General features: G+C 51.9%; 7 protein-coding genes and 1 other RNA gene. All 8 read right to left on the bottom strand.

The window, feature by feature from the left end:
* Positions 1-10: 10 nt before the first annotated feature.
* Positions 11-2,005 (bottom strand): SpoIID/LytB domain-containing protein, encoded by a 1,995-nt coding sequence (locus NSB25_RS15430; protein ID WP_146040068.1) that lies wholly within the window; start codon positions 2,003-2,005, stop codon positions 11-13.
* Between the two features lie 129 nt (positions 2,006-2,134).
* Positions 2,135-2,329, bottom strand: a non-coding RNA gene (ssrS, locus tag NSB25_RS15435) — 6S RNA.
* Positions 2,330-2,436: 107 nt separating this feature from the next.
* Positions 2,437-3,396, bottom strand: a complete 960-nt coding sequence (locus NSB25_RS15440) for a hypothetical protein (protein ID WP_103240335.1) — start codon at positions 3,394-3,396, stop codon at positions 2,437-2,439.
* Between the two features lie 3 nt (positions 3,397-3,399).
* Complete coding sequence (locus NSB25_RS15445) at positions 3,400-8,976, bottom strand: fibronectin type III domain-containing protein (RefSeq protein ID WP_103240334.1); 5,577 nt, start codon at positions 8,974-8,976, stop codon at positions 3,400-3,402.
* Positions 8,977-9,111: 135 nt separating this feature from the next.
* On the bottom strand, positions 9,112-10,524 hold the full coding sequence (locus NSB25_RS15450; protein WP_242982456.1) for a D-alanyl-D-alanine carboxypeptidase family protein: 1,413 nt from the start codon (positions 10,522-10,524) through the stop codon (positions 9,112-9,114).
* Between the two features lie 84 nt (positions 10,525-10,608).
* A complete protein-coding gene (scpB, locus tag NSB25_RS15455) occupies positions 10,609-11,178 on the bottom strand; it encodes an SMC-Scp complex subunit ScpB (RefSeq protein WP_103240333.1) in 570 nt (189 codons plus the stop codon).
* 43 nt (positions 11,179-11,221) lie between these two features.
* A complete protein-coding gene (locus NSB25_RS15460; RefSeq protein WP_103240332.1) occupies positions 11,222-12,016 on the bottom strand; it encodes a segregation and condensation protein A in 795 nt (264 codons plus the stop codon).
* Positions 12,017-12,112: 96 nt separating this feature from the next.
* On the bottom strand, positions 12,113-12,970 hold the full coding sequence (locus NSB25_RS15465; RefSeq protein ID WP_103240331.1) for a metallophosphoesterase: 858 nt from the start codon (positions 12,968-12,970) through the stop codon (positions 12,113-12,115).
* Positions 12,971-12,988 lie beyond the last annotated feature (18 nt).

The following is a 12,988-nucleotide window of genomic DNA, read 5'->3' on the forward strand; positions in this document are numbered from 1 at the left end:
ACCACAGCTCCTACTCGTATACATTTTTAATGGCACAATTTTCATAAAAAAACAGAAGAATTTCCCCGGCAGAGTACCCGCTTCCCGCCATCTGTCTGGCTCCGTTCTGACTCATTCCCACACCATGGCCAAATCCGCCGCCGGTCAAGGTATATCCTACCACACTTCCATCCTCTTTTCCAGTCGTTATGATAAAAAAACCGCTGGGCAGCAGGCTTGCGCTGGCTACTCTGCTGCCGTCCTGCCTCTCCACCTTCGTCTCACCGTCGTTGAGCACATATCGGATATTATGTTCAGATATGACTTTCAGCTTTCCGGTATCCGTCTCGATTATCAGCTCATCTGCCACACCGCCGCTGCCCCGCTTCTCTATGTAAATATCCGTGATATCTCCCAGCTCACTGATGGTTTCGCTGACGTAGGCTCCGTCCTTCCAGGTCAGTATCAGCTCATCATTGGCTGCATAGCGCTTCTGCAGCGTCTCCAGCATATGTTCTTTATCCAGTTCATCCACCTGATAGCTCCAGCGGTACCACCCTTCCTTCGCCTCAAAATCATTTTCATTTACTGTGGAAATGAACGCCGCAAAATTCTCTTCTTCTCTGAGGCTCTCTCCCAGGCTGATCTCCCCCTGGTCGCCCTCCGCGGTCTCCCCCGCAGCTCCTCCCTGTGCCATGGCGGTCACCGCCTCCTCCATGGCAATTCGGTTCAGCGGCTTTGCCTGCAGATAGGTCAGCGTGGGCGCTGCCGTCGTCTTCCACACATTGGGGTCGCTTCCCACGCCGCAGGAAGTAGAATAGTAATAGGTTCCTGCCAGGCCACCGCTTTCTGTATACAGCAGCTGTCCGTAAGTTTCCTTTACGGCTGTGGTAGTGCTCTCCTGCTCCAGAATGTTATTGTACACCTGATAGGAAGTACTGTCATCCACATGGGCTCCGTACTGTGGATATCCCGCATGTTCCATATGTCCGTAAGCATAGGTCCTGGCACAGATCGCCTGAGCCTTCAGCGCCTCAAAGGGATATTTCGCCGGCATCTCACTGGGGACCACACTGTACAGGTATTCCTCCAGCAGCACTTCATTGACCGCCACAATTCCCTCCTCCGTCTTCAGAAGCTCCATCTGTCCTCTGTACGCGGGCGTTCCCTGAGAGCGATTGCAGTTCTTCAGGATTATCTTCCCTGTCAGCACATCCGGGACAATCCTTATCCGATCCGTCTCAAAATAAGGGCTGTCAAAGGAAAAGGTCAGTTCCTCTCCCGCACCGTGATTCTCCTGCTTCAGATTGTCATAGGGACCATAAATCACCGTATAATCCACGTCACAGGTAAGTACGGGCGCGTCGTGAAAGCTGCCGCTGTAATCTGAAGCTTTAATCAGCACCCGGATATATTCCATGGCTTCCTCCTTCGCCATCAGGACGGCACAGATTTCTCCGTTTTCCATGCATAAATCCGTGAAATTATAGCCAAAACGTACATCCCGCGCCGTACACATTTCCAGGCTGTCAAAAAGTCTGTATCCTCTGTAGTCTGCTGCCAGCGGCAGTCTGCCATAGCCTTCCACTTCAATTCCCGTATCATCCGCACTCAGAATCCTGCCGTTAATCTTATCGGTTTTGGCAATGACAGAAGTGACTCTGTCGTCTGTCAGCTCCACATCCGCCACCTGTTCCCGCACAGACGAATCCGCGCGGCAGGGCTGCATCGGTCCATTGTCGCCCGCGGTCACTTCTCCCCAAAGATAGCGCTCGTTGTTCCCCTCCCGGAAAAGCGACAGCCCCTCTTCGTCCACCTCTGTAATCCATACGTTTGTCAGCTGCCTGACCACCGGAATATGAGGTTCCGGCTCCGGAATCTCCTCCTGCTCCTCTCCTCTGTGCACCAGCACAAGAATCAGCTTTCCCAGCAGCAAAATTATAATCAGCAGAAAACCCAGCACACAGATAAATGCCTTCATCTGCATTCTCTGAGACCTGTTCAGTCCCCATCTGTTATTCTCCAAATTCTCTCTCCCTATCTGTCAATCCGCACTCGTCCACGCCACACTGCCCCAATGTTAATACAACATTCTTATCCGCCATGGGCATGTACATAAAAGAGCAGCCCTGTCGGACTGCCCTCTTCTTCTGTATTTATCCCCAAAATGCCGCCTTCTGCCTTCTGACTCCTAGCAATGCTAGGTGGGTGACCGCAGCCAAAGCTTTTGCCTTCCCTTCCAATCCTCATAATGAGTGAGGGCTTGACAGCCACTGGGCAATGTAGGAATCCCGTTTAAAGTAATGTAGGTTCAAAAATAAACAAAAGTTATCAAACATTTCAGGGTACTTTTATTATAACGAAAAAGCTTTCATAATACAACTGTAAATTTTGCCATCTGTTAAAAAATTTGTTGATTTTTAATATCACAATTTTGTGAATATTGCTGTCCTGCTGTTATTGATCCGGCTTTCTGGTCAAAGTCACAAAAGCCATCACCGCGACCCCGGCAAAGATGACTATCCCGCCGATTGCCAGCAACCAGATCCAGTCAATCTTCCCGCCGGCCTCCCCTTCGTCTTCCTGACTGCCGCTGCTGTCCGACGGCTGTTCCGCTGTTGCTCCAACGCTCTGCTCTACATCCTCCTCTTCCTCATCCTCCTTCGGCGGCTGCGTGGTTGCCGCAGGAGAACTTGTAGGTTTGGATGTACTCTGTGGAACATGGACCACCGGAACTTTAGTTACAGCCGGTTTGGGCGTCTTCTGAGGGCTGGCTGTACCGGGAGGGGGATTCTCCGTCGTTTTGCTGTCATCAGCTCCCTGAGAATTATCATCCCCGTCATCATCCCTGTTATCGTCCCCTTTATCCGGCGGATTCGGCGGCTTTGGAGACGGCGTCGGATTCGGAGACGGCGGCGTAGTCTGAGAAGGTGCACCCGCCCCATTGATCTGTACCGCTCCTGACGATTCCATTCCTTCCACCACTCTCACTTCTGTACCATATACATACTGAAGCGATTCTGCCGCCACACTGGCCGTCGCCGAAGTACTTCCGCCATTTCCGTCCCGAACCACAATTCTTCCTACAGTCAGAGAATCCGAACCAGACGGAAAAAGAGCCTTTGTACCCGCTATGTATACATCCAGCTTTTTCTCCTCCCGATTATACCGGTACTCCAGAATCTTCGCATTACTCTCTTCAAACAGAAACTCTGCGCTGTCCGCATTCACTGCATCTACAGAGACGCTGAAACATATCGTGGACGCCCCGTCATTTGCCATCTGGGAAGAGACCAGCGTAACCGTTCCTTTTTCGTCCAGCCGGACTGCACCTGCTTCTTCCGCGTGGGCTCGTGCCGGCAGCATCACCGCCAGCACCAGTACCGATGCAAGAATTCCAATCTTGTATCTTCTCATGTTCTATTCCTTTATTCCCATTGTTTCTCCACTGCTGTTGGCACTTCCGCTGGTATTGCTTCCGGCTGCTCCACTGTTATCGGCACTTCCGCCACCGGCATTACTGTCGGTAGTTCCGCTGCTGTTGGCGCTTCCACTGATATTGCTTCCGGCTGCTCCACTGTTATCGGCACTTCCACTGCTCTCGCCACCGGCGCTGTTGGCACTTCCGCTGGTATTGGTTTCGCTGCCCTCGCCGCTCTCACTTCCGCCACCGGCATTACTGCCGGTAGTTCCACTGGTATCAGCGCTTCCGCTGGTATTGCTTCCGCTGCCCTCGCCACCGGCGCTTCCGCCGGTATTGGTTCCGCTTCCGCCGGCACTGCTGTCAAAGCTGATTCCAGGCAGCTGTGACGGCACTGTCTCAAACAGGGAATCACTCACCAGCCTCTGGCCTTCATTGGTCAGGGCATTATTGACACGGTAGAGCTCCGCCCGCACTTTCTGAAGGCCTGTAAGATCCAGGTTCTGTTCCGGCTCTATCCAGTAAATCCAGGTACCATCGGATACGTTTCCGAGATTCCCCTCCTCAGGCGGATCCGCCAGGATAATCTGCTGTGCCTTCAGCTCCCCGTCCGCATTCAGACCGCCCACGATATTTCCGGCCTGATCATAGAGGATCAGCACATTATAGGCAGGGCTTCCTTTGTAGCTTCCTGTGAAGACAATGGAATCCTTCGGAATCGTCTGTCCTTCCGCATAAGTATAATCTGCCGTCAGTCTGCCGATTGCCACTGTGCCTTCCCCGGCCTTTCTGAATTCCACATTGTCTCCGGTGGGTCCCAGCACATCCAGTTCCGCGATGGATACCTGGCTGCCGTTTGCCGTTTTCAGGACAAGCTTCACGGCATCGGTCTCATAAACGGCTATATACTTGCCGTCATCGTTAGTGAAGTACACTATACTGGTATCTGCTCCCAGCGTATCTGATGCAACGGTTTTCCATTCACCGCCCGAACGCACCTGTATCGTGCATTCCACCGCTGCCACCGCGCTCTCCCCGTGGGTGTATTTCAGACCGCTCACGGTGCGGGTATTGCCCAGATTCAGGATAATCTCCGACTCCCCGCCGGCTGTGGCCGTATAGACTGTGTTCACAGCATTGTCCACCAGCTGAGCCTTTCCTCTTACCTTATAACCGTCACTTCCATCCGCCTGGTCTTTCAGCTCTTCCTCCCCTGCGGAACAGGAAGGTTCTTCGTTCTCTGTGGAGTCTGCTTCTCCCTCCACTTTCAGATTCACAGTTTCCACGGTAAAGGCACCCTTATCCAGGCTTCCGTCATCACCAATCTTCAGGGAGTCCGATACCTTAACTGCAGAACGGTTCAGGTATTGGTCAATCAGGGTAATCTCATACCACACCACCCGATTATTCATGGAAACAGTGTCCGTAAAGGCATTCCCCGTAGTAAATCCTGCCGTTTCCCTGACTGTCCTGCCTCCGGAGATGGAACAGCGCACAATCTCATATCCCAGAATATCTGCCTCGGAAATCCCCGACGCACTCATGGTCAGGTTCACCAGATGAGGGTTCTGAGCGTCTGCCGCTGCCGTCACACTGCCCACGGCCTCCACTTTTCCTTCTGTTCCCAGTTTGCTTGTGCCGCCATTCAGGCTGTACACTCTGGATTCGTCGCTGACATAGTAAATGGCTCTGGTCTCCTCCGCAAACTGCTCCGCATATTTCCGCGTCTCCGCGTCAGGCGTCTTGCCCCAGCGCACGAAGAAATCCAGGATATTTCTCTTCGCCGCGGCACAGGCCAGCCTCATGAGAGCCTGCTCCTTATCTGCACCGCTCAGATTCAAAGCCACACCTCCGGGCTTCGGCGCATTTGCCGGCGTTCTGGCATAGCTGTCCACTCGGGCGAAGAACAGATTGGCAAGCTGTTCCTCATGGCTCTCATAAGTCTTGTAATTATACCCTTTATCATAGGCCAGATGGAGCTGCCAGTACATCCCCAGCTGAGTGAACACATTGGAAGCCGCTCCCTTCGCCCCGGAAGTCACTTTGTCGTATACATTCTTATACTGGAAGCGCACGCTGCCGTTGTTGTCCTTCGCCTGGGCCAGCACGGCAAAGTAATTGTTCGTAATCTCCGCCACAGCATAAGCTCCCTGATTAATACAATGTCCGATCTCATGGGCAATCCCCCATCCGAAATATCGGCCACTCTGATACCTTCCTTCAGAATCGGACTGCACCGGCACACTGTTCACCATTCCGGGTGCAGATCCCCATTCAATTCCTATATGATTGCCGGAAGCATACATAAACGCTCCCGAGAACATTCTCTGATAGCGGATATTCAGATGACCCTTCGGTATCTGGTCCACAGCATTCACCGCAGAAGCACTCAGTCCCTTATGCTGGTAGAAGAGATGCATCATATCTTCCATGGCATCCATGGAATTCAGGATTGTCTGCGCCTTCTGCTGTGTGTCACCGGTTCCTGCGCCGCCCAGAATCTGACCTGCAGGCAGAGACAGCATCATGGTATCCAGCAGAATATCCGACGCGCCCAGGATGCAGTTCGCCTGGTCATAGTCGTATGCCACCTGTGCATTCCCGGAATTCTTATGCTCTGTCTCATGCAGGCTGTTCATTCCGGTCACATAGCTCTCCAGCGCCTTCACATAATTCTCCACCCTGGTCAGCCGTTCGTCACCGGTCACCTGATACAGATCCAGTCTGGGCACCTGCACACCGCCGCTGACACGAACCGCATACTGATCACTGCCGCTGCCGCCATACTGCACATACAATGCTCCGCCGGACTCATATCCTGTAGTAGTCCAGACTTTGGGTATGGTAATCTTATTGGCTCCCACCTTCAGGGCAGCCACCTCTCTGCTCATGGCAGCGGCCTCCGCATGATACTGGGTGGCAATCAGCTTAAGGTCGGTCTTGTCTCCTGTCTTTTTAGTGTTATGGCCCACATAGACCATAATCTCTTCCCCTGCGGCCGCTGTGACACCCAGTGGCTGCCATGCGTTCAGTCCCCCGAAGCCTCTGCCCACATCATTTGTGGTAATGCCGCTGTGAATCTTCACAGAGGCGGCAGCATTCAGCCCGCCGTCCTTCAGAATCGTTTCCGCTGTGGCGAGCTCGCGCTCCAGAAGCTCCCGATCCGGATTATACTCTCCGCTGACGGGATCCACCGTCTGAATCTTCACTCTCAGCGCATCTATGACTGCCTGGGTTACATCCGCTCTCAGTATCGTATGAAGATCATCTTCATAGAGGGAAAGAATCTCATCCCACAGCTCATCGTAATAGTAAAAATAAACTTCCGAAACAGAAATATTTCCCACAGCCACAGAACGCGCCAGCCCGAACTGAATCTTCTTCGCCTCCACCGGCTCCGAAAACTTCAGCACATAATAAGGTCTTCCCGATGCATCGTTCTTCTTCTGCACTGAGACACCTGCCACATTCCCCTCTGTTCCATCCTCATTCCAGTAACGAACCTTTGCATAGCCGTAATCTGTATCCTGAGGAAGCGCCTCCAGAAAAGCAATGGTATCCATTTTATATGCCTGGTCGAATTCAAAAGTCAGTCCATGGCTCAGGGACATGGGATTAAACCCGCCGTCATCCCAGGTACCCTTGTAATAGTAGGAAGAGGGATCATGGTCCACAGTTCCCCAGGCGGTTCCGGTCTGGGTATCCATAGCGCTTTCCCGCATCTCTCCGGACATGGAGGCACTGACAATATGCGCGCCCTTTTCTCCCTTTTCGCCAGTGTTAATCAGATTGTACTTCGGCATCTGCGCAGGATCCAGGCCGGTGGTCATGGCTGCCGCCGGCAGAGAAGCACCGCTTTCGCCGAACTCGTTTACACCGGTGACATAGACTGTATATTCTGTCAGATCCTTCAGATCCGTGATGGTATAACTGTTATTTTCAATCTTCTCAATCTTCTGATACTCTCCCGCCGTGCTTTCCTTATAATATAGGTTATAGGTAAGGGTATCCTTCATATTCTTCCAGGACACCACGACACTCTTGTATTTCCCCACAGCGGATACATTGTCAGGCTTATCCGGCTTGCCGGTGGGTTTGGGTGTCGCATCCACCTCATCACAGTATCCGCTGGTCCAGGTACCGTTGACGGACTGTACGCTCACCTGATAGGTCAGATAATTGGTCAGCTTTTTCCCGTCAAAGCTGCTGATATTCAGCGCGTTTTTCGATGTGAGCAGGGTCTCCTGTTTATCGCCGTGTCTGATCAGCACTTCATACCCTGTCACATTGACACAGGGATCCCAGCTTAAGCTGATGCTGGCATTGCCCGCTTTCGCATCCAGATTCGTCGGAATGTCCATCTCCGGTTCCGGAATTCTCTCCTCCATGCCGTTGACGAATTCCACTTTGGAGATCTCCGCCAGATTGTTGTTATTCAATACACCGGTAATGGTAAATGTCACCTTCTTGACGGCAATCTGCCCGCCCAGATGAATGCGGATATTCCCTTTATCATCCAGCTCGGCCCGTACTTCCCCTCTTTCCAGAAGGTACTGTACCTCTGACTGTACAGGAATTGTCACCGATCCGTCCACATTCCCGTCCACATAGGAAAGGACAATCTGTGCCTCCGTCACAGGGTTCTCCGGGTCCGTCTCAATGATAATGCCGTCTGCAGCCGCAGAATTTCCCACTGCAGCAAAATCAAATTCCATCACCACCGGTGTCTCCCGGGAAATCTTCTGTCCATCCTCCCGGCTTAAGGCCACGCTTCCCTGACTGCGCAGAAGATCTCCCAAATCTCCCTCCACCTTTGTGCCGTCGCCAGCCCGGGGCGTGATCACCGCCGCAGGTACGGACTTTTCTATCCATGCCTGCACTGCCACCTCTTCATAGCTATGTGCAAAATATTCCAAATCCAGAAGGTTGGTGCTGCCGTCGCGATTTAAATCCGACATTCCCGAAGTGACTCCGCTGTGGACGGAGTCTACAATCGCGTTCCTGTCCGCCGCATCCATTCCCCCGTCCATGTTCACATCTCCCAGCAGCAGAACACCTGGGTGAGCGGTTCCATCTTCATAACTTATCCCTTCCAGATAACCTGTCATCAGCTTTACGGTACTGGCCCGATCTTCCACGGAGAGATTCTGCCTGTAGGTGACAAAGCCGTCCCCGGCTACCTGCAGGGTATACTCCCCCTTCTGCAGTCCCTCAAAGCTTATCCGTTTTTCGCCTGCCTGGTTTCCTTCCAGCTCAAGCCTGCCGGTCTTCTCCGCTCCCAGGGCATCTGTGAGCTTCACCGTGAAATTCACAGAATTCTGCATGGCAAGCACGTTCCCGATCACCACGTCCACCTGCCCCACATTCCCTGCCTGCACCTGTCGTGCCAGCTCTTCGGCACTCAAAGAACTGCCCGCCTGCGCTCCGTCCCTCTGGTCGACATGGCTTTCGGCAGTCTCCTGTCTTACGTTTTTCTGTTTGCTCCGGTCCCCGGCGCCGGTTTCAGAAGCATACGCTGTCAGACCCGAACTCAGCACCATGGCAGCCGCCAGCAAAAGCGCAATCTTTCTCTTCATGCATTTCCCTCCAGTCCCTGTATACCTGACAACAGGGATTATTTGTTTCATAAGTGTGCCCATCTATTATACATGGAAAATTGTCCCAATGCAATTATAATCTCAGCTTTTGCGGAAAAAGCGATGGGACGTGTTTTACGGCATCAGCAGGAATCGCTGTATCACCTGCCTCCCGCACCATTTCAAATCTACAGGCATAACGCTGTCCGCAGTTACGATATTTTCTCTCTTGTATATGGTGTCTCCCACCAAATAGTCCACAGTTCCCACTATCATACCGCTTTCCACAGGCGCCGTCAGCAGCTCTTTCACACTGTATTCCACCCGGATTTCCTCGTCTTCTCTCAGAAGAAGACCATCCTTCCACTGTTCTCCTGTTCTGTCCGCCTGTCCGCCTGCATTTTCCTGCCGCGTTCCCCCATTCTTCTCCGGCCCGTTTTCCCTTCCGGCAATTTCAATATCCACATAGGCAGAATCGCCCAAAACTTCCGTCCTTCCCTTCAGCACAGGAATGGATTTCAGCCTGCTTTCGTCAAAGGCAACTCCCTCCTCCGAAAAACTTCTGTAAAAATAATGCTCCAACCCATACTGCATCAGTTTCCTGGTGTCGCTCCACTTATAGCTCTTATTATTTGGCCAGCCACAGGCCAGCAGTGCCACCACAAAAGTCTTTCCGTCCCGCTTCAACGCCCCCACATAGCAATATCCCGCTTTATTGGTAAATCCCGTCTTGCCGCTCAGCGCACCATTCATCATGCTCAGAAACGCGTTGTGATTGGTGCAGGAATAATCCCTCCCGTTGGCATGGAAGCTATAATTTCCGGTTCCTGTAATCTCCAGAAATGCCTCTGCACAATCTGATCCTCCTATACAGTAGGCCATGATTCTTGCCAGCTCCGCAGCCGTAGTACAATGTTCCTTCTGAATGGCGGAGCCATCCTCCAGAACAATGGTCTCCGTGGCATCCAGACCGTTGGGCGTGATAAACCAGGTGTTTTCACAGCCCAGCTCCACTGCTTTCCGGTTCATCAGCTTCACGAATGCCGCCATGGCCTGTTTGCTCTCCTCCACGGTGTACTCCGCGGTATCCTTGCTGCGCAGCTCAGGAGAAAGATACTTCTTTCCCACATGTTCCGCCAGTGCCACCGCGGTGTCATTGTGAGATTCCAGCATCAGCGAATACAGCAGATCCCCCACTCTGTACTGCTCCCCCTTTTTTATGTACAGCTTGACCTTCGGCATACTTTCAGCATAGGGGGATACTGTCAGTATATCCTCCCGGGATGTATTCTCCAGAATCACAATACAGGTCATAATCTTCGTAGTGCTGGCCATGGCAAGGCATGTATTCTCATTTTTTCCATACAGTACCCTTCCGGAATCCGCATCCATCAGTACGGCTGCCGACGCGTATAAATCTGTGTCCGCCGGCGCTCCCGGGGAAGAAGCCTGCCATATAGTTCCCTCCGTCTCCGCAGCCCGAATGGGAAGCGCAATGTTCCACAGAAGACAGCAGAAAAAAAGAAAGCCGCCCAATATTTTTTTCATCCGCATTTTCATGTCATCATCTTTCAATGGGATTTTTAATAATATATGAGGCTGCTTTTCCCTTTTATGTTTAACTGCAAGTCCCTAAATGTCCAGCTGGAGCTGTACCTCTGCCTCCGCCTGCTGCCTGAACTCTTCCATCTGCAGCGGATTCAGCTCCGGAAGCTCTTCCAGACTTCCCACGCCGAAGCAACGCAGAAACTGTTCCGTTGTGCCGAAGAGCAGAGGTCTGCCCGGGGCATCCAGGCGCCCCAGCTCAGTAATCAGATCATATTCCAGCAGCTTATTGATAGCATGGTCACAGCTGACCCCTCTCACCCGCTCTATCTCCATTCTGGTCACCGGCTGCTTATAGGCAATGATGGAAAGTGTCTCCAGAACCGTGTCTGTCAGTGTCATTTTCCTTGGCGCTTTGGCAATCCTGATCAGATATTCATACATGTCTTCCTTGGTACAGAGCTGAACGGCGTTGTCAAACCGAACCAGCGCAATTCCTCTGTTCTCCTGTCTGTAGCGCTCCTCCATCTCCCGCAGGATTTCTTTTGTAGTTTTGGTATCCTCTTCTATCACTTCGGCCAGGCGGCTGATTTCCACAGACTCTCCCATGGTGAACAACACCGCCTCAATCACCGCTTCCGCCCTGGCTTTCTCCATTTTCAATCTCCCCTGCCTTCCCGGCCGATTCCCAATTCGCTCTCTATACAGAATGCACAAAATCTGCCTCTGTATCTGTGCTGCTCTCTTCGGCACACATTCGGGAAGTAATCAATATGTCGTCAAAGATCGTTTCCTGACTGATGACAATCTTACCGGTCTTCATCAGCTCCAGAATGATCAGAAAAGTGACTATCACTTCCATTTTGCCCGCCTGTCTCTCCAGAAGCTTTCGAAAGCTGAAAATCCTGTGTTCTCTGGCATAAGCCTCCACATACAGGGTCTTCGCCTCCATGTCAATCTCTTCCTTCTCGATATTGCCATACTGGCTGCGGATGGGATCAATCTTGTCCTCCTGGCGACGGACAATAAATTTGAAGATTTCATGAAGCCTGTTCAGAGTCATATCTCCAATCAACTCTTCATAGTTTACCGGATAGCTGTACATTGCCACTTCCGGGGGCAGCTTCTGCTCCCTGTACATATTTTTCGCCGCATCCACCTGCAGATCCCGAAGCTCCAGCGACATATATTTGTACAGCTTATATTCCAGCAGCTTCTGCACCAGTTCTGCCCTGGGGTCCTCTTCCTCCCCCTCCTCGTCCACTTCCCTGGGAAGCAGCATTCTGCATTTGATGTCGATCAGGGTCGCCGCCATCACAAGGAATTCACTCATCACGTTCATGTCCCTGGTCTCCATCTGCCGGATATAGTCCAGATACTGTTCCGTAATTTCCACAATGGGGATATCGTAAATATCGACTTTATTTTTATCAATCAGGTGAAGAAGAAGGTCCAGCGGTCCTTCAAAGACTTCCAGTTTTACAGGTATCGCCATAGTATCCTCGTTTATGCTTTCTCTCCCGTCGGTTTCAACAGCCCGGTTTCTTATTTTACCTTTTTTTCCCTCTCATTTCAAGAAAGAACATATGTTTTATTCTCTCTTAAATTCTATCACCCACAGCTCTGCCGGATTGAACAGCCTTACATGGACGGTATGCATTCCCAGCCCGCGGCTCAGCACCATGACGGAAGCATTCTCCCGGAAAATGCCGCCGTCGTATCTGGGAAAAGGATGCCAAGAAGGGGCGATCAGGCCCTTTCCCCAGAAAGGCACCCGGACCACGCCCCCGTGCACATGCCCGGACAGCGTCAGATCCGCGCCCCATGCGGCGTATTGCGGAAAATAGTCCGGATTGTGAGCCAGCAGAATCGTATACATACTGTCCGACGCCTGTCCCAACACGGAACACAGATAATCCGAAGGCATTTCTGTTGTCTTTAACCGTTTGTAATATCTTTCGTCAATCTCGGAACCATACACTGCAATTCCATATTCGGGAAGCAAGGCCTTACGGTTTATCAGCCTGTCAATTCCCATCTCCTTCAACGCCGTTTCATAGCGCTCCGCCATATCACCGTAAATCTCCGGGTGCAATTTCATGCGGTGCTCATGATTTCCATTGGCATAATAGACAGGATACTCCTCCGCCAGCTGCCGGAGAAACCGCAGAGCAGGCTCCACGGTTTCCTTCGGTCTGGCTGTCAGAATATCCCCTGCTGTCAGGATAAAATCCGGATGCTGTCCGCGAATTGCCTCCAGAAGCCTTTCGTTATCCTTACCATAACATTTATTGTGCAGATCAGTCAGAAACACAGCCCTGACGCTCTTTTTTATCCTGTCATCCGTCACCGTATATGTCCTCACGACAAAGCGGTTGCTGTCATATAGAATAACCCACGCTGCAATCAGCGCTATGATTCCCGTTATGGTAATCAACACATCCGTCATACTTTTCCTCTCATCTGC

The sequence above is a fragment of the Acetatifactor muris genome (genome assembly GCF_024623325.1).
GTDB classification, from domain to species: Bacteria; Bacillota; Clostridia; order Lachnospirales; family Lachnospiraceae; genus Acetatifactor; species Acetatifactor muris.

Excerpts from the sequence above, each read along its gene's own strand:
- NSB25_RS15440 (WP_103240335.1), bottom strand. The coding sequence starts at position 3,396 with ATGAGAAGATACAAGATTGGAATTCTTGCATCGGTACTGGTGCTGGCG.
- NSB25_RS15445 (WP_103240334.1), bottom strand. The coding sequence starts at position 8,976 with ATGAAGAGAAAGATTGCGCTTTTGCTGGCGGCTGCCATGGTGCTGAGT.
- NSB25_RS15450 (WP_242982456.1), bottom strand. The coding sequence starts at position 10,524 with ATGAAAAAAATATTGGGCGGCTTTCTTTTTTTCTGCTGTCTTCTGTGG.
- scpB (WP_103240333.1), bottom strand. The coding sequence starts at position 11,178 with ATGGAGAAAGCCAGGGCGGAAGCGGTGATTGAGGCGGTGTTGTTCACC.
- NSB25_RS15460 (WP_103240332.1), bottom strand. The coding sequence starts at position 12,016 with ATGGCGATACCTGTAAAACTGGAAGTCTTTGAAGGACCGCTGGACCTT.
- NSB25_RS15465 (WP_103240331.1), bottom strand. The coding sequence starts at position 12,970 with ATGACGGATGTGTTGATTACCATAACGGGAATCATAGCGCTGATTGCA.